Genomic DNA, 17,490 nt, shown 5'->3' on the forward strand with positions numbered 1-17,490 from the left:
ATTCTATTTTATGCTGTTTATTTCGATTACTTGTTTCTTCATATCGGCAATTATTCGCTCTGCTTCTTTCTGCTCCTCTCCGTCTAAATCTTTCAGGGCACTCTCATACTTCTTTATTTGCTTCATATATGGATAGAGGCGTTTATACTTTTCAATATCTGGAGCAAACGTGTTTATCTTGGCAGCAAACTCTTCGGTTGTCAAATCTCCGCTAAGTGTCTGCTCTTGGTAGCCTTTAATCTTTCTCCGTGTCTCCTGCATATCATCCGATATTTTAAAATACTTGGAGTTTAAACCGCTACTTGTGGTCTGCAAATCATCAGCAGAAGTATAGAATGTTTTTAATGGAGTTTCACGCACTTTCAGTTTGAACTCTCCTGTATCTGAAAGCTCATATATTTTATCTCCTATAGTTACTACCTGTGTACCTATGGTATATAAGCCACCGAAATAACCTCTAAGAATATGGTTTACTTCATCTGGGTTAAAGCTTATTAAGCCTTTTTCTACGCCATCACCTCCTGTTATATTATCTAACGATTCTGCTAGTTTCACGAGGAATGCAGGTGCATAAGCTTCTCCCTTTTTATTTGTCCTTACACGTAAATATCCGGGCTTGTTTTCGTCTGCCCATTCGTTGGTTATTCTCCCCCCCGTAAAATTCTTGTTAGCTGCCAGTTGAAAAAATGGTTTCGTTGCATCCGGCATTATATCAGCCCAACTTCCTTGAACCGCGCCCATAGGATTGGCAGGTATAAGGTCGCTGAAACCTAATAAAACATCCAGGAATGACTCTATAGCATCCTTCTTACCGAAAGCGGCTTGATATATATTGTCTCCCATAGCGTGGAATACACGCAACTCGTGAGGAAGAGGAATTTTTATAAATCCATTACCTGTATATAGGCAAAGATTATTTTGACGCTCCCAATCGCTCAACTTCATATATTCATCCAGTCCGTCATCCCCTCCTATAAGAACTGTAAGCATAGGCATTAGGAAGCCTGTCATAGCATAGCCGGATATAAGCATTGCTGTTTTGCCTTTATTCTTCTGTGCTACTTTCGCAAAGTTCGACAATGCTTGAATACCTGCATTCACGAATAGATATAAACTTCTGAACCATGCTGCACCATATCCGCCTGCACCGCTACGGTTAAAGTTTACGGTTACTTCTTTGGCATCCGATATAGATTGAGTGATAGAGCGTCCCTGTTCCCTGCTTGTGATATATACCGATAGTCGGGATAGGTTTTCAGCAAATTCATTACAACCTTCCAGAATATCAAGGAAAGAACGGAATACATTTTTACTTTCTCCGTTTTTAATCTCACGCTCTATTCTCTTTTGTATTGTATCAAGTTCTACAATATGGGAAAACCCTGTTTTTGCCCCATTCATTATATACTCGATAACATATTGATCTTGTTTCTTTGTCAAATCAGCTTTACCTCTTATGTAGCGTTGCAAAGCTCCTGCCGAACGCGGTATATTACGTTGGAACTGTACGGCATACCTCGCATCTTCTTTTACAGGAAGAATAGACGAAGCGAATATATAGTCACGAGAAAAGTTTGTTGCAACGAATATCGGGTTACGAGTTGTGAAGTTAGCAGCCATCTGGCGAGACACCTTAGCTATGAACCGTAGATCTTTATGTAAATCTTTTGCATTTGTTCCATTTATCGCACGGGCAACGGCCGGGTTAGCGTTGATATATACAGTATATTCTTTCCCGTTCTGCCATACATGAACCTCGTGCTGATCGGCTTGATTACGTTTGATGAACATACCTCCAATATCAAGTTTGCTTCCACTTGGATATGCAAAACCCTGTTCTGCTAACTTCTGCATCCGCTCCTCAAACTCTTCTATATTTTCCCTGTATTGTTCTGCGTTTTCAGAGAATGTAGGGGATTGAACTGTATATGTTGGCACTCCGTCCGCACTCATTCCGTCCATTACGTACCACGACTGACTGACGCCCATCAATCCAGTTGTGTCTTTACGAGCCAGACGGAGCATAGTTTGATTGAGCCAGTTCCTATTGGCAGAGTTAATAGAACTTTGAGCCATTGAAAAGATGTAAGCGAACGGACTTTCCGATCGTGTCTTTCTTCCTTTGGCTTTGACAAGCGGTGCCACGAAGTAAGTACCCATGCTAGTGTAATCCCAACGGTCTTCTGCTGTTTCTGCATCATGTCCGCGGAGAGGTATATAATAATCGTATCTGTTAACAAGATCATCAAAGGTTTTTTTATCTATCAGTCCGCCTTCCAGTTGCTTGTTTATGGAAAATTTAGTAGCATCTTTAACTCTTTTCCAGAAGTTATCAGTTAGTTTTTTACCTGCTTTGTTTTCAAATTCGGCAATAAACTCCTCAGCACTCATTCCCACCTCTTTTTGTACAGCAGTTATACCAGAGTAATCATCTGGAAGTTTAGCCTCGAAACGACTAATTTGTTCTTTAGTAGCATCCGGGTGTTGTTCTTTATATTTATTGATAGCATCTTGACGCATCCACTTGTTGCGCTCCAGTCCATGTTTGAGTATAGCGTAATTCTCTATTTCCCGATAGTCAAAGCCTGCTTTTTCAAGGTCAGATATAGCTTTATTTAATGGTTTCTGAAACGTCTTATTGTAATGTTCCAGTTGAGCGTCAACCTTTCCGTTTATATGAGTAGCTTGCTTGTAATGATCATTGTGTTCTGAAACATCAACGCCATTCTTGCGAAGGGTGTCTAAGAATACTTTTACAGGTAGATACCTGTCTTCCCATTGCTCGCGTAATCGGCTTCGGAAACGTTTCAATTCTATATCTAGTTGGTTGCGCACATCCTCTGTCATGGCAGAGTTGGCGGCATCAGCCACATCATTCGCCGATTGAAAGCGGATATTCGCATCCAGGCTCTCACGAGCACCCAGGCTGTCATAAATAAATATCTGATCATTTCTTGATACATCTTCTGTGTCTCTCAATAATGAATTTAACCGTTCCTTATTTGACATATTCATTCGAGACTGAACATTGCGGGCTTCTACTTCTCCTGCAAGCCTATTATATTTTACGAAACTACTTTGATTATCCAAGTCATCAAACAGTTGCCAACGATCAGCATAACCATATTGCATTGCGAGTCTATCAAGTTTTTTTCCGTAAAAATTGATAGGAGCTAAAGAGCGATCACCATTCGGACTTTCAGATAACTGATTAAATAAATCTATAGTACTACCTCCTTTGAATTTAGTATTTGTTATAAACTCAATACTGTTTAATATATTGATATAATTATCTTCGAACTGAGAAGGATTTCCTCCCTGCGCAAATCCTTCTATATCTTGTATAGCGTGTTGAATCTCATGCAGCAAAACATTTCTAAACCCTTCATCAATTGCATTAACATCAAATATCTCATCCGATTGAAATTTACCGTCTTTGTATGCGGGAAGATAAGCTGATAATTCAATAGTTTTAGACGAAGAATTCCATGAGCCGAGCTCTGTTCTCGTATCAACTATTTTTACGTTTACATCTTTCAAGGATGGATAAGCATTGAATAATGTTTCATCAATCAAAGCCTCTTCCAATTTGATGGAGTCTCCGACATCTAAGTCTTTAAATTTCTGAGTTGTTTGACTATCGGAAATTTCATACCTCCATTTACCATCAGCGCCACGCTCCCATCCAGTCGCAAGCTTTATTGACATATCATCCTTCTCTGCGCTTTCCATCCCCCTTGCAATCTGTAGGTTATCAAGACGGACAGTAGCCTCTTCTGCTTTATCTAAATTTGAAACACCTTGCTCTCCTATTAATTGAAAGCGGATGTCATTCATATCACTATTGAAATCCCCTTTGTTTTCGGTTGCAGACTTTATTTGGGTAGAAGCAAATACTACCCATTGATTTGTTGTATAAGCATCCGTCCGTTCAGCCACAGGATCATAGACATTACTTAACATCAATCCATCTTTATTGGCTTCTATTGCATTCTCTATTGAATTTAGAACAACATGTCCATCAAAACTGTCATTCATGTTCATAGATTGCGGATTCCTTATATTCAAAAAAACCTCAATTATTCGTTGTCCACCTTCTTCATCACGTATAGCCCCAAGCTCTAATTCTTCCAATTCCAGAGTCAACCTTTCAGACAAATCCCAATTGCCATTCCTGTTAGCCTGTTCTATTTGTTTTAATAGTTCCTCTGATTTTTTCTCAACTTCAACAGCATTTCTTATCTGAGTCCTAGCAGCCAAATCAGCATACTCTTGAGCTTCATCTACGTTTTCAGTAAAGAAAAATTCGACAGAACTTTGAGCAGATGTATTCTGGCCTAGACGCTCTCTTGAGAAAGTGAAAAAATCTTGATTAGTTCCATGATACACAACCATAGGCTCACCATTCTCATCCACAACCTTCGATGCAGCTTCCGGGTTATTGATCCAATCACCGAACCAGTTTTTGAAGTTAGCAGTACGCACTTGCAACCATTGGTTCTCATTTAGTTTAGTTGATTTTCCGTTTGGTGCAAGCATGAATGTACCATTGGCAATAGAACTTTGTTTTATCTGTTCCATTTCAGATATATCCTGTGCGGAGAATACAGTAGGTTGCATTACATCGACCAATCTTTTTCCTTCCAACAGGTTACGGACAGCCCTTCGTGTGAAGTCGGATAACGTCATATCCTCGATAGCAACATCCGTTTTGAAACCGAATAACTCCCTGATAGAGTTCCATACATCCTTCACCCACTGCCTTATCTTTCCTACAATACCTTTGTCTTGTAACCCGTAACTCGTAACTTGTAACTCTCCAAAATCGCCTATCGCCATTGCAAGAGCCTCATCCACCTTAGCCTCATCAGATAGATCACGATAAGAAGGATTATCGTTTACGCGCTGCCAGTATACCGATTCTTTTACCAGTTCAGCACCACGATTATACAGTTCTGCATTGTTCTCTTTTACAAAGGAGTTCCACAGGTGTCCGAGCTCATGGATCGGAGTATTGGCATTCATCCGGGTACTGTCAAGCCAAACAGTTCCATCAGGAGTAACGAAGCCATATACATCACCCACACTAGTACGCATGAATTGAACTTGTTTAGCAGTAGCATTGTCATTGATAACCTCATCCAGTTTTGCATCGAAAGCAGCTTTGTCTGTAATAATATCACGAGCAAGCCCTGTCTTACGTAATTGAGATATTACTGAGTTAAATATTCGTTCATTGACAGGCTTGAATATATTCTTTGCTGATTGCAACCTCACGCCATTCACATAAGGCAGGTTAAACTCATTCTTCCAAATAAATACCCTGTGTGGGTTGGAGTTTTGTCCTTCCATGTGAGTTGAAGCATCATAACCATAATTCAGTAATGCCTCTTCAACCGCATACTGCCCATCATTTGCGCTATGCTCATCATTGTATATTGCTATCAGATCATTATAAGTATCCATGTTGCTTCCTGATAGATTATCGACAGGGATACCTAAATCACCTGCTATCTCATTCCACATCTGGATATTGACAGGGGCATCCATATTAAGCACTCTCACATTATTGGGAAATGTTATGGTAGTAACTGCACCTTTTTTTACTTTACGATTTTTGCTTGCTGTTTTTCCATTAGCATAGTCCTGTGCTTTGTCCCTGCTTTCTGTTGTGTAAAATCCTATGCCCTCTCTCCAATTTTGGGTATGGGCGTATGGATCTATTGTAGTTATCTCTCCATCGGGCGATCCGTGAAACAGTTCCTTTCCTGCATAATCAGAGATATCGAAGTCTGACATTGCATCATTCGCATCCTGTATTTCCTTATACTCTGCAAACGGCTTGATGCGTCTTGTCTCGCTATCCGTCCATTTTCGGAAAGTATCAATATCTACTGCGGTAATATTACCAAGTCCTTGCCATCCTTTTTCGTAGTTAGACAGATAAGCTCTTTTTGCGGATAACGCACTTTCAAAGCCTAGCATTACCTTATGCTCGTCAAAACTTCCGTCTTGGTTTACCTGATCAATAACGAATACGCGGCTACTCTCTGGATTATTTCCTAAGAAAACATCAATATGATCTCCGTCTTTTCCCTCAGTACCACGAATATACCCATAAGTATTATTCATGGTAATGCTCCATTCTTTGCCGTTGGCATCCACACCACTACGAACAGAGCCTTGCGGTTGTTCTATTGAGATATTGAAACCTTGTATAGTAACCTTACCTTTTTTATAGTTCCCTGCTTCTTTCTGTGCTTCAGTAGGGTTGGTATCAGTCTCGGCTTCGGCGGCGTCTATCTTCTCTTTAAGAGTTTGCTCTTGTGTATTCTTCTGTATCTGTGTGTCAATAGGGTATAGTAAACCATCTGCACCGAGCAGCACATTGTTAGAAAAGGCATCGAATACCTCATACTGTCCGTTTGTGTAAGTATCTTCATCTATTTGCTCAAAGCCCAGATTGCGCATATAATCGGCAATCTGCTTAGGTGTAGCTAATTCTTTTCCTTCGGATACATATGGCTGCTCTACAACAGCCGAAACTTCACCCCTGCTATTTCGGGCAAAGCCAATTAATTTATACCCGATGTTTTCAAATAATAGATTATGGGCATCAATACGGTCAAAGAAGTTTACAACATCATCGCCGGCATATTCAAAATTGTTTAATTTAAATACAGAATCTGTATCAGGACTGTAAAGAACTTCATTTTCTCCTCCTCGCGAAAATTCTTCTCCTAATACACTCGTATTCTCAATCCACAGTCCGTTTTCTTTAGCAAACTGCTCTAAGGCTGCTAACTGTTCTTGTTTGCTTCCCTTTCCTCTAACAACTTGTCGTGCCTCTCCTGTTGACGTTTCACGTCTTCCATTGTACGGGGCTGGTTCTTCCACTCGGCTATCGACTTCTTCGATTTCTCTATGTATTCCTTGTGGAACTCGTTCAGGTATTTCTGTTCTTGATTCATCTTCCGGGTTATTTTCTGATCCTAAAGATACAATTTCTTTTTCTCCTGTCAATTGTTCGGTGACACGTTGCTCGATAGGTCGGCTTTGTTGTATGACATTTCTCACACCTTCCCAATATGAAAGACGACTGTTCAATTCTTCTATCTGCTGGTTGGCTTTTTGCTTGTTGGCAATATCCGTTGTTATGTCGCCAGTAGGTTTAGGAGACTTAGCTTTATCAATCTGTTTGCTGATATTACTTATAGTAGCATCCACAACGCCCGATAGCTCGGCAGCATCGCTATAAACTTCATTCAAAGCACCAATAGTAGTTTCAACAGACACCTGCTCAAACAAAAGACTGCCACTTTCATTTTGTGGAATCTGCTCGATATATGACAAATTGTTTTGTTCACTCGGAAGCGTTGTAACACTTTGCTCGTTTCTTTGTGCTTTCTGTTCCGATTCTTGACTATTTGTTATTGTTTCTTCTTGTACCGTTTCTTCTTCTGCCAGTCCTATAATATCGGAAATAGCTACAATATCTCCGTCAATATCCATCATCCCCTGCGGACGTAAGCCGTAAGCATCATTAACCGTACCCTGTACTCTTTCTCCCTTCTCGTTCCTGTATTGAACCAGAGAGCCGTTGTCTACTCCCTGTATATTGTCTTGGTTTATTATCTGGCGTGGCTGTATCTCTGCACGTTGTCCGTTCTGGGTATCAACAATAATATAGTTACCTGCTTCGGTTACTTCCGTTATCTGTCCGGTAAATGGAATACCATTATCATAAGCATCAGCGGTAACAACTTCACCTACTTCGTAAGGTCGCACCTCTTCGTTCTCCTGTTGAGCGATAATAGGGGCAGCAACTTGCTCTGTTGCTAGGACAATGGCATCTTGTGTAGGAATATTCTCAGAGATAGATTCTACAAACTTAATAGATACCGGCACACGCTTCCCTTCTACATCGATTATCGTTACCGATTGGTCGGAAAGGTCGCGGTTTATACTTCCATCTTCATTCTGAACGATATTACCACCTATTACCTGCATAGGATTGTCATAACCACCGATAACGGCAGACATAACAGCGTTCATCTGCGGATTGGTATTTTCCTGTACTGCTTGAGTAATTTCTTCCTGAGCTTGCTGTATCTGTTCGGCTTTTGCTCTGTTCATGCCTGAGTATGCAGAATAGGCTGTAACGTATTCTACTATAGCTCTCTTTGCGTTATCATCTAGCCGTTCATCTTCAATCACTGAAACAAGTTCTTGTCTAAGTGATTCCTCATTGTTACTATCAACCAGATTATTGAATGCAAGCGCAGCTTGTTCTGCATCTTCGCCAAAATATTCAGTCAGGTTATTACTAGATTTGTCATAAGCCTGCTTTGCAGCTCTCTTTGCCTGAACATCCCTTATCTTCCCTATTCCATATCCTGTTGAGTTAATGGCTGTGAAAGGTATTTGCATAATAGCCACAGCCCCGAATGTCTCCAGATTGCTACGCGGATCGAAAAAACCTTCTATCGTCTGTTCGCCCCTCACTATATTGGCCAGATCAGAATATTTTTCTTCCAAATACTCACTAACAGGATTTTGAATACCGGTTGTTTGGCTTAATCTTCTGGCTGCATTTGTTTTCAGGAAAGCAGGAAGAGGAATGCGAAGCCTTTGGAATAATTTATCGAGAACAATTTCCCCCATCACCTCGCTCTGATTCTCTATAAAAGGAGACGTTAAAGAAAAGTCTTTGCGATTATCAAACAAGATGTTTCCCTGCGTATCCCTATCAATAGCCTGTCCTTGCATTTCTTGATAAGCCATAGCATAACTTGAAGGCGAGAACATTGTTTGCACGGCAGGGCGAACGCTGAGGTCAATAGCCCCTTTTGCCAGGTTACTTACTGTACCGCCTATACCGCGTGATAGCAATAGGTTCGCCCCCGTCTTGCCGGCTAACGAAGAAGCACCGCCTTTCACTATGTTCGATGCCGCACCTCCTATCGGCGCAGTAAGCATAAAATCCCGCATAAAAGGAAGCGATTCTTTTGTTGTCTGTCCTATATTATACCAACTGCCCGGATCAACACCGGCTGTTATCTGGTCGGCTATATATTTAGCCTGGACAATTATATTTTCTTCTTTCGATAGCGAGTTGGGGTCTTGCTGATACTTGTCTATAACCTCACTAAGCTTTTTATCGTTATAGAAGCTTTCAGTAAGTACAGCCAGTTCTTTGATATCCTCATTGGTCATATGCAGCCCTTTTCGGAATCCACCACCTTCCCTGTTTGCCGATAATCTCAATTTAGCATTCTTCAACAGGTTCGAAGCCTTATCCAATAACGCATCATTTCTATAATTTGTACTCTTCAGTGCAGATGGGCTTATGTTATGTATTTTTGCATACTCTTCCCTGTCCTTAGCAGTTGCCTCCTGTATATTATTTATTTGCTGCAACAGTGGGTTTATTTCCGATTCTAACCCCTCTATAAACGTCTTGTGAGCCTGAGCATACATTCTGCCTTCTTCACCATTTACTATATAGTCTTTTATAAAGGCTTTTTGCTCCGGCGTATTTTCATATTCTGTAAATGGTAAATAGTCATTACCAACCCATTTATATTTAGTTACAGCCTGCTTATTTCTATCAAGCCATTCTTTTGCAGCAGGAGGCAGGTCTTTATCTTCAATATCTACATCTTGTCTTTCAATGTCAGAAGTATTACCTGCTATCTTATATCTGTCTACCGACATATCAAACATAGCCTCTGTGCTTGCAGGCATATTTTGTCTGGTATCCTGTATTGTTTGAGCAAATGGCCTACCCTGAGCAAAAGGAGTAAGCGAACCGTCCATAACAACAGGGTTAGTCCTATCACCAACTCGTGGCAAAGGTTTTAATGAAGGTATGAAATCCGAAGTTCCATCCTTAAATGTGGTAAATATTCCTGCTAGCCCATCGCTAGGCTGTTGTACAGGAGTTTCTCCGGCCGGAGTATCGTTTTGCTTTGAAATATTCGATTCTCGTGGAGTTGATACAGTGTTTTGTAGATAATATGGTGTATTATCTATCAGTTTTGCATCCTTTCTGCTTTTCTTAAAAGCATCTACCTTATCATCGGGTATATTATATTTCTTTCCGTTACTTTCGTATATTGGCATAATAATAAGCTTTTATGGCATTGCAAACTTTCCCCATTCGTCCGCTTCATTCGGATTCAACTCTGACGGATCACCCTGAGTCCACTCCTGAGGATTATTTTCTAAAAAATTGTAATACGAAGGGCTCCATGTTCCAACTTGAGATACCGGTATCTGTTCAGTAGCATTAGTGTAGCCACTGTCATATATCTCTTTTGCGTAAGCTGCTGCTATCTCATCATCCTTTGCGTAAGTAGTTTTACCTGATCCAGTAAACCTATCAGGACGGCTCAATACTAAATGTGGATGTCTGTCGAAGAAAGAAGGATCTGCTTTCGCTGCACGGGCATAGCTGCTTGCTTCATCTTTCGTGAGGGTAAACACCTTGACTTTCTCTCCCAATTCGTTTGTTGTAGCATTAGAATCATTCGGATTGGCTGCTATCATCAACTGCAATCCATTCTTTCCACCGCCCATATTTATATTTCGCACATAGGCAGATGTCCGGTTTTGCGAATCTTTTACTCTAGCCCATGCTATACCCTCATTGGCTTTATTATGGCGTGCTGTTTCTTTCAGCCTGTCTTCTGCAATACCGTTTTGTTTTTCCCATTGCGCTATTTTTGCTTCCCTGTCAGCATCCTGTTTTGCCTTATCCTGTGCAAGCTTATCATAGGCATAGCGTTGTTTGTCTTCAAATTGAGCCTGCGCCTGATCCATTTTTTGTTTCGCAGCCAGAACACCCTGTACACCCTTTCTGCCATTATTATAATCATCCAGTGCCTTTTGGAAATCTTTTATTCTTGCTTGGAATAGTCCGTCATTATATCGTTGCGACAATTGCAGATACCTGTTTTGTTCTTCTTTTCCTTGTGCTGTTACTTTAGGAAGGGCGAAATCATTGCGTTCTCTCATATGCGCCCCCTTTCCGGCACTAATCATTTGAGAGAGCATACTTAATCCGTCTGCAATTCCAGCAATAGTTCGCCTGTTCCTCAATTTCTTTTCATCGGGAGCAGCCGGCTTTGCCATTGTAGATTCATAGTAGCGTTGTAATATATTTCCCCCACTACTCGGATCAAAAGGAGCGGAAAAATTTGTTATCGCTTCGGGAGAGTAGTATTTAAGCAAGTGTTCATACTCGCCATCATTCAACCCCTGCGGTTTGTTCGGGTACTTCACTTCTGGTAATGCTGCCGATTGTAGTGGTTGCTTAATCTCTACCTTAGCCGGGTCTACAGATATATCGGGAGCATTAACCATAGTCGACGCCTTACCTATTGTTTGTTGCAAAGGTTGTTCGTTATTCTGCTCACTAGCATTAGCTGCATGCATGCCCGAAGTATCTATTACCTCTTCCTGTAAATCCTGATCATTGGTAGGCAGGAATGAATTTACACCCTTTTTGCGCTTGCCTAGTATATTATCTAGTATCGACATATTTATTCTGTTTAGAATAATCCTTCTACAATATTCCCTACCGATCCGCCGAGCAAATTCAATCCTGTATTCATCAGGTTCTCGTACGATTGCGCTTTTTGCCCCATCATCCCCATACGTTGATTGGCTATATTCTCCCGGCGATTCAGATAACGATTAGTTACCTGATCTTTCCATTGTTGCCCCATTGCCCCTATATTCGAGAATGTATCGGATATCGCCTTGTTCGATTGTTCTTTTGCTACAGCCTGCTGTTCCGGCGTAGCACCTGTTACAACAGCCATATTCTCCGATCGCTTATTATTCTTACTTAGATTATCTCTAAGTTGCTTCATCAGATTTTGAGTATCGGCTCTCTGCGTGTAATCAGACAGGGCGTTTGCGTTATAATAAGCTGTATTCTCGGCATCTTGCGTGTTGAGGTATTGGTTCATTTTCCGGCGTTGCTTCCCCGCCTTGTTACCACCGAAAATAGATCCTGCCAACCCTAAACCTGCCCCTATTGCTGCTCCTATCATATACTATTGTTTACTAGATTAATAGATTATTTAGGTCACACGAACCTGTTATCCCACAAATAAAATACTTAGAGAGCTCTTAGGCTGTTGTAGATGAAAAAACTATCGGGGTGGTCGAAAAGAATTTAAAGCATTTAGAGTTAAAGTGCTGGCTCTAATCTACATTTGTAAAACTTTGTAAATAAACAGACGAATCATGGCTAAAAAGGAAGCGAGTAAACCAAAAGATATTACCCCCAAAAAGACAACTGAGAGAAAGAAGCCAGGGCCTAAGAAGGGAACGCCCTCTAATAATCCTTTTGGCAGGCCGGTGGGAGCAAAGAACAAAGTGCCCAATCAGGTAAAGCTCTTACTCGAAGAGTTTGCAGTTGATAAGTTCTATCAGTTCAAACAGGACTTTCAAGATATAACCGATCCTATCGAGAGAGCTAAACTATACGAGAAGATTGCAAGCCGTTTCATTCCTCGACCAATGAACGAAGAGGAAGCCAACGCAAATAAAGATTTTGAAACCGAATTTATGAGACGCTTATTCGGTGCAGCTAAGAAAGAAGAAGACGGCGAAGATAATGAGTGAAACAACGTTCGGCGGTAGCCAATTTTCAGAAAACGAAAAGACAGCATACTACAATGCTCTGGCAAAATTATTCGACAATCTTCGGATAGCTAAAGCAGGTATGTTAGACAAAGCCGTTACTTCTCTGGGATATACCACAGACGAAATAGCCAGAGACATTAACAACAGAGCTAGACGTTTCGAGCTAAAGACAATCAATCACGAAATATCTAACCTCAATCAATATGTACTGTACGATAACCTAAATCGAAAAGCATTCATCATAATGCAAAGCATAGACGGTGCAGACTTCGAGCAGGGATATTCTATACAACAAAACAAAGAAGTACCATTTAATTATTACAGATAAACGCTATGAATTATTTTGAATTGCAAATAGGCAGTATTGTTAAGATAGGTAAAGATGCCCTGTATAAAAATTATAATAAGTATAAAACTAAAGAAATAGATAATCTTTGGGTAGTTAGAACTTTAGGCTATAATATAGAGCTTGAGCTTCTATAAATATCTAAACATGCTACAAAACATATAAATATTTATACCAAACGCTTGCATGATGTAAATATTTACACTATCTTTGTTGTATCAAATTAAGAGAAATATTAACAACGATAAAATAAAAAAAATCATGGAAACAAAAACAATTAATTTAACAGTAAAAGGTAGTTCAGTAAATCATGGTGAAGTTGATATTGACTTGTCTATATCATTAATTGGAGAGACTCCACTATGGAGAGTTGAAATAATCTGTTTGACTGACGGGTTTCATTTTGGTGAACAAACTTCTGGAGTCAGAGAAAACGGGGAGAAAGTTGCAAATTCAGAATTGAATGGTAATAATAAAATAGTATTGTACGGTAAAAAATCGCTTTCTAAGCTTGGATCAAATTTTCTTGTTGTTTATAAGAATGGTCTTGCAGAAAATAAAAAAGATAGGTTTATATTGTCTTTTTGGGGTGTAGATTTACCCTCTCTCATGGCTAAATAAAAAAGGCGAGGATTTCTCCCCACCTTGCATGATTTCTCAACGGAATAATCCTTATCCTAGATTCTTATGAATTTAAGACACCTATTGCATATAGGTAGTTCAGAATCGATTGTAAATATAGTAATTTTTTTTATAAAAACTAATAGAAAACAAAATGATGAAAAATAATAAACAAAATTACAGGGAAGTCCTAGGCGAAAGGCTTAGGGCTTTTCGTGAAGAAAGGGGGCTGACAGCCTACAAGGTTGCGCAAAAAGGGAAAATACAAATAGGACAGGTAAAAGCTGTAGAACTAGGTGATAGTAATTATACAATAGATATTTTTTTAGGTTATATAGCCGGGTGTGATTTGTATATGTATTTTGCCGAAAAAGATAATACAATTGATAAACACGACTTTAACGAAATTATAGAAAAAGGGTTTGATAAAAACCCAGAATGATGGAAAATGGGCGTAGCACACATATGGTTAATAGCTTGCAAGTGCACTTAGTCTGGATAACTAAGTATCGCTACCAAGTATTACAGGGAGATGTACAGCTAAGGTGTATAGATATATTGCGCATCGACTTGTAGTCGAAATTCAGACGACTTATAATCGTTGAAATAACCTATGGATTTTCAATCCATTGTCGTTAAGTTATAAGACACTGTCCCTTATTTGTTTAATAAATTCTTGATATATATCCAGAATAACTATATTGAGAAGAATTATGTTGAAAAATCAATACCATCAGATAATTACCATCTTTTTGTAATACTATTTTATCTCCATTAGTACAAGCAGTGTACCATAAGTTGTATTCTCCCGGAAGGTAGCCTGATTTCCTTTTTTACTCAGCAAGCTAAAATAACCACCGCAACCATAAGTGGGGTAATTCACTATATAAGAATTCTGGCTATAATCACACTCAAGAATCATTTCATAGCTTGTATAATCATTAGAGATCGTACCACTCCAAGTGCCATCAATCATTTCTAAAAAAGAGTTGCTGTTATTACCTGAAGAGTTATCATAAACGTAGTTTCCTGTTTGGTTAGAATAAACACTTTCTTGTACATGTTTGATTGTCTGTTTGATAATTGTCCTCAGAAGAACATTTATTATAGAGAATAATTAATATTGCCAATAACACTATACCACCAAAGCCTGCGCTTTTTGGCTCTTCAAAGATTATTAATAACCAGTTCATCGCTTGATAATTTATAGTAATTCAATCTTTCCCATCTATCGACATTTCAGACTTAATGATTTCGTGAGGAAAATCCCCCAATCCATCTTTTTCTTTCCAGTATTCTATCCCACCTGATATGACATTGTCTAAAGAGGTATAATCGAGATCTATCTTTGGATCATATACAGTAGCTTCAATAGTATAAGTCTTATCACAACATTTTACGGTTATTCGGTATTCCATAAACATTCATTTTAGTATGGATAATAGAATTAATAAAAAACTCCTCATAATATTTAAACTAAATGTTAATTATACATGTTTTCATATAAACGCACAGAACATAAAAAAACAAGAATCATTTTTTTGTCATAATGAAATTTTCAATCATCAATTTATAAGTCTCGATAGTTTGGTCTTTCGAGGCTTTCATCTCCTCGTAGGTTTTGTCTTTCGATTCTATCTGTTTCTCTAAGTCCCTGATCCGGGCTTCGAGAAAGCCGTTTGTCTGCTTCAGTAGCTCTATCTCCGCAGACTGCTCCATCTCTATGCTTATCTCTCCCTCCTTCAATAATTTTTTAACTTTCCTATCACCCATAGACACGTAGTTGTAGCTGCCGGAGTTCTCACCAACCATACCCAGATTAGGGTTATCATTAATGGCGTAGTTTTTATTATTGTCTCCGGCATTTACATTGTTATCCCTGCCGGCATTGTATTCGGTTTTATACATTTCACCTTTGCCTGTGATTAGCCAATCCATTGAATAAGCAGGAAAATTCTCTGCTACTCCATGCATTAACTCAAAATTCGGATTAGAATCTCTTTGAAAAGAAGTTTTTAAAGTACTCAAAGGAATACCAATTATGGTACAAAATATTTCCTGTGTGATATTTTCTGCTTTGATTATTCTTCTGATTCTGTTATTAACTGCATTTTCCATATTTATTTATTCTTTGTGTTGTATATGTATATAATATTCAGAGCATCCGTCTTTAGCTTTAATCAATACCTTTCCCTCCTTATTCACTTTCTCTGTGTTTATTTTATTTTTACCTATACTACCGCCATTTTCAAAAATAATTGTAGTTAAATAATCCCCTTCAATTACAACTGTCAAATCATAGTAGTTACGATGTCCTGTACAAGTATTCTTGTAACTTACTTCTGCTGTATATTTCCCATCTTCAAATGTTTGTCTTGAATATTCTCCATCTTCAACCTCTTTAGAGCTTGTGAAAAATACAAACCTTGCAGCTATAAGGAAAGCCACAATCACAATAAAATTTACTATCCACTTCTTAATTTTCTCTGCTTTCATAAGTGTTTGTTATTTATAATCATTCTAAATTGAATACAATAGAGCACTTTTAACAAAAAAAAGAACAAAAGTATTCATATGAATACTATATTTGCATTGTAGTTATCCAATAGGTATAACCAATGGTGCAAAAATTAATAATACAGCTAAAGTAGTAAAAAACATGAATCAAGAAGCAATAAAAGCAAAAATAATCTCTAAGCCATCTTTAGCGGAGACGCTTAGATCGCTGACTATTGGTAAGCCTTCAACAATAAAAAGCAATCAATTTAAAACCAATTCTGTACGAAATACTATCAGCAGATTAAAGAAAAAAGGTTTTGATTTTGATGCTACCGAAGAAGGTCTTGTAGATGAAATCAGAGTAACCAGATTGAAGTAAGAAAGGACCTACCTATGGCAAAGAAGCAATCGAACACCGGCATCGACTTATCAAGTGTTGATCTAAACTTTATAGAAGACAACTACATGTCTTACGAAGAATGCTTGAAATACCTTTTCATGAAGCGTCCCACCCTTCAACAGCATATCAGGGAAGGTAAGAAGTTTATCCAACCAGGCGACACGCTCATACTTCCTAACAAGAAGCGAGTATTCCTCAGAGAGGCTGTACGCAGAGAAGTAGTAAACCTACTACGAGATAACGGAGTAAAATAAATTCTTAAAGTCAATGAATATGAAAAAGACCAACGAACAATTACTCACATCCATACTTCTGGCAATACTGATATTTCTGTTTATCGCCATCATCGTAAAACACATAATCTAATGGAAATACTTCTTACCATACTCCTATTTGTAGGCTTTATCGCATTTGCCGGAACCATTACAGGCATATTTATCTTCTTGATTACCTCTAACAAAGAGGAGGATATCCATCATAACGATTCAATCACTCAAAACCACTAATCTTATGACACGCAGATACCGCAACGGCATTTACCACTACATCGGCAGTCTCGGCAATATATGTACCGACAGAGACACAGGAAGCGCAAAGCATACACTTCGCTTCGAACTCGGAATGTACCTGAACCGTGATGAAGTAGAGAAAAAGCAAGTAGAATTATTCAGGTCAAAGTATCCCACATTGTCAGATATAGATTTAAAAATAAAGATAGCTACAGCCGAAAGTCTGGCGCGATAATATTTACTAATCACAATAAATAAACAATGAAAACTCAATCAACGATCGGCGGTAGCCAATTAGAAAAAATAGCGGGCATCACGCTAGAAAACAAAGATGGCAAATTGCGCTATGATGGTTCTCTCGACCTACGCGGTACACAGATAACATCATTGCCTGATAACTTAACTGTCGGTGGTTCTCTCGACCTACGCGGTACACAGATAACATCATTGCCTGA

Annotated in this window: 17 protein-coding genes; 11 read left to right on the top strand and 6 right to left on the bottom strand. The window is 39.0% G+C overall.

The window, feature by feature from the left end:
• Window positions 1–3: 3 nt before the first annotated feature.
• Genes D0T57_RS15760 through D0T57_RS02535 form a run of 3 tightly spaced genes read right to left on the bottom strand, consistent with a single transcriptional unit; the run spans window position 4 to window position 12,062 of the window.
• Window positions 4–10,125: an LPD38 domain-containing protein gene (locus D0T57_RS15760; protein WP_163270552.1), complete on the bottom strand. Its 10,122-nt coding sequence runs from the start codon at window positions 10,123–10,125 to the stop codon at window positions 4–6.
• Between the two features lie 12 nt (window positions 10,126–10,137).
• Complete coding sequence (locus D0T57_RS02530) at window positions 10,138–11,544, bottom strand: hypothetical protein (protein WP_163270554.1); 1,407 nt, start codon at window positions 11,542–11,544, stop codon at window positions 10,138–10,140.
• Window positions 11,545–11,555: 11 nt separating this feature from the next.
• Window positions 11,556–12,062 (bottom strand): hypothetical protein, encoded by a 507-nt coding sequence (locus D0T57_RS02535; RefSeq protein ID WP_163270556.1) that lies wholly within the window; start codon window positions 12,060–12,062, stop codon window positions 11,556–11,558.
• Window positions 12,063–12,258: 196 nt separating this feature from the next.
• Between D0T57_RS02535 and D0T57_RS02540 the strand changes: the two genes are divergently transcribed.
• The 6 genes from D0T57_RS02540 to D0T57_RS16050 all read left to right on the top strand — a co-directional run bounded on the left by D0T57_RS02540 (window position 12,259) and on the right by D0T57_RS16050 (window position 14,203).
• Window positions 12,259–12,639 carry a hypothetical protein gene (locus D0T57_RS02540; protein ID WP_163270558.1) on the top strand — a complete coding sequence of 127 codons (381 nt, stop codon included), beginning with the start codon at window positions 12,259–12,261 and terminating at the stop codon, window positions 12,637–12,639.
• Window positions 12,632–12,988, top strand: a complete 357-nt coding sequence (locus D0T57_RS02545; protein WP_163270560.1) for a hypothetical protein — start codon at window positions 12,632–12,634, stop codon at window positions 12,986–12,988. The genes D0T57_RS02540 and D0T57_RS02545 overlap by 8 nt, the downstream gene beginning before the upstream one ends.
• A 5-nt stretch (window positions 12,989–12,993) precedes the next feature.
• Window positions 12,994–13,143, top strand: coding sequence for a hypothetical protein (locus D0T57_RS02550; protein WP_163270562.1), 150 nt, complete (start codon window positions 12,994–12,996; stop codon window positions 13,141–13,143).
• 124 nt (window positions 13,144–13,267) lie between these two features.
• A complete protein-coding gene (locus D0T57_RS02555) occupies window positions 13,268–13,627 on the top strand; it encodes a hypothetical protein (protein ID WP_163270564.1) in 360 nt (119 codons plus the stop codon).
• 154 nt (window positions 13,628–13,781) lie between these two features.
• The gene (locus tag D0T57_RS02560) at window positions 13,782–14,069 is read left to right on the top strand and encodes a helix-turn-helix domain-containing protein (protein WP_255490463.1); all 288 of its coding nucleotides are present in this window, start codon (window positions 13,782–13,784) and stop codon (window positions 14,067–14,069) included.
• Between the two features lie 23 nt (window positions 14,070–14,092).
• A complete protein-coding gene (locus tag D0T57_RS16050) occupies window positions 14,093–14,203 on the top strand; it encodes a transposase (protein WP_221412274.1) in 111 nt (36 codons plus the stop codon).
• A 638-nt stretch (window positions 14,204–14,841) separates the two neighbouring features.
• Here D0T57_RS16050 and D0T57_RS02570 read toward each other — a convergent pair.
• The 3 genes from D0T57_RS02570 to D0T57_RS02580 form a co-directional block, all read right to left on the bottom strand.
• Entirely contained in the window at window positions 14,842–15,045 is a 204-nt protein-coding gene (locus tag D0T57_RS02570) for a hypothetical protein (RefSeq protein WP_163270566.1), read from the bottom strand.
• A 115-nt stretch (window positions 15,046–15,160) separates the two neighbouring features.
• Window positions 15,161–15,745, bottom strand: coding sequence for a helix-turn-helix domain-containing protein (locus D0T57_RS02575; protein WP_163270568.1), 585 nt, complete (start codon window positions 15,743–15,745; stop codon window positions 15,161–15,163).
• A 6-nt stretch (window positions 15,746–15,751) separates the two neighbouring features.
• Window positions 15,752–16,123, bottom strand: coding sequence for a hypothetical protein (locus D0T57_RS02580; protein ID WP_163270570.1), 372 nt, complete (start codon window positions 16,121–16,123; stop codon window positions 15,752–15,754).
• Window positions 16,124–16,286: 163 nt separating this feature from the next.
• On the opposite strand from D0T57_RS02580, the gene D0T57_RS02585 reads away from it, so the two are divergent.
• The 5 genes from D0T57_RS02585 to D0T57_RS02605 all read left to right on the top strand — a co-directional run.
• Window positions 16,287–16,505, top strand: coding sequence for a hypothetical protein (locus tag D0T57_RS02585; protein ID WP_163270572.1), 219 nt, complete (start codon window positions 16,287–16,289; stop codon window positions 16,503–16,505).
• A gap of 14 nt (window positions 16,506–16,519) precedes the next feature.
• Window positions 16,520–16,780, top strand: coding sequence for a hypothetical protein (locus D0T57_RS02590; protein WP_163270574.1), 261 nt, complete (start codon window positions 16,520–16,522; stop codon window positions 16,778–16,780).
• 111 nt (window positions 16,781–16,891) lie between these two features.
• A complete protein-coding gene (locus D0T57_RS02595) occupies window positions 16,892–17,032 on the top strand; it encodes a hypothetical protein (protein ID WP_163270576.1) in 141 nt (46 codons plus the stop codon).
• Between the two features lie 4 nt (window positions 17,033–17,036).
• Window positions 17,037–17,270, top strand: coding sequence for a hypothetical protein (locus tag D0T57_RS02600; RefSeq protein WP_163270577.1), 234 nt, complete (start codon window positions 17,037–17,039; stop codon window positions 17,268–17,270).
• Between the two features lie 26 nt (window positions 17,271–17,296).
• On the top strand, window positions 17,297–17,490 hold a 194-nt coding region (locus D0T57_RS02605), incomplete at its 3' end, for a hypothetical protein (RefSeq protein WP_368666893.1).

It is taken from the genome of Dysgonomonas sp. 511 (assembly GCF_010501105.1).
Lineage (GTDB): Bacteria > Bacteroidota > Bacteroidia > Bacteroidales > Dysgonomonadaceae > Dysgonomonas.

Coding starts and splice junctions, on each gene's coding strand:
- D0T57_RS02535 (WP_163270556.1), bottom strand. CDS start 12,062: ATGATAGGAGCAGCAATAGGGGCAGGTTTAGGGTTGGCAGGATCTATT.
- D0T57_RS02600 (WP_163270577.1), top strand. CDS start 17,037: ATGACACGCAGATACCGCAACGGCATTTACCACTACATCGGCAGTCTC.
- D0T57_RS15760 (WP_163270552.1), bottom strand. CDS start 10,125: ATGCCAATATACGAAAGTAACGGAAAGAAATATAATATACCCGATGAT.
- D0T57_RS02585 (WP_163270572.1), top strand. CDS start 16,287: ATGAATCAAGAAGCAATAAAAGCAAAAATAATCTCTAAGCCATCTTTA.
- D0T57_RS02560 (WP_255490463.1), top strand. CDS start 13,782: ATGATGAAAAATAATAAACAAAATTACAGGGAAGTCCTAGGCGAAAGG.
- D0T57_RS02595 (WP_163270576.1), top strand. CDS start 16,892: ATGGAAATACTTCTTACCATACTCCTATTTGTAGGCTTTATCGCATTT.
- D0T57_RS02555 (WP_163270564.1), top strand. CDS start 13,268: ATGGAAACAAAAACAATTAATTTAACAGTAAAAGGTAGTTCAGTAAAT.
- D0T57_RS02590 (WP_163270574.1), top strand. CDS start 16,520: ATGGCAAAGAAGCAATCGAACACCGGCATCGACTTATCAAGTGTTGAT.
- D0T57_RS02580 (WP_163270570.1), bottom strand. CDS start 16,123: ATGAAAGCAGAGAAAATTAAGAAGTGGATAGTAAATTTTATTGTGATT.
- D0T57_RS02575 (WP_163270568.1), bottom strand. CDS start 15,745: ATGGAAAATGCAGTTAATAACAGAATCAGAAGAATAATCAAAGCAGAA.
- D0T57_RS02540 (WP_163270558.1), top strand. CDS start 12,259: ATGGCTAAAAAGGAAGCGAGTAAACCAAAAGATATTACCCCCAAAAAG.
- D0T57_RS02550 (WP_163270562.1), top strand. CDS start 12,994: ATGAATTATTTTGAATTGCAAATAGGCAGTATTGTTAAGATAGGTAAA.
- D0T57_RS02545 (WP_163270560.1), top strand. CDS start 12,632: ATGAGTGAAACAACGTTCGGCGGTAGCCAATTTTCAGAAAACGAAAAG.
- D0T57_RS02530 (WP_163270554.1), bottom strand. CDS start 11,544: ATGTCGATACTAGATAATATACTAGGCAAGCGCAAAAAGGGTGTAAAT.
- D0T57_RS02570 (WP_163270566.1), bottom strand. CDS start 15,045: ATGGAATACCGAATAACCGTAAAATGTTGTGATAAGACTTATACTATT.
- D0T57_RS16050 (WP_221412274.1), top strand. CDS start 14,093: ATGGTTAATAGCTTGCAAGTGCACTTAGTCTGGATAACTAAGTATCGC.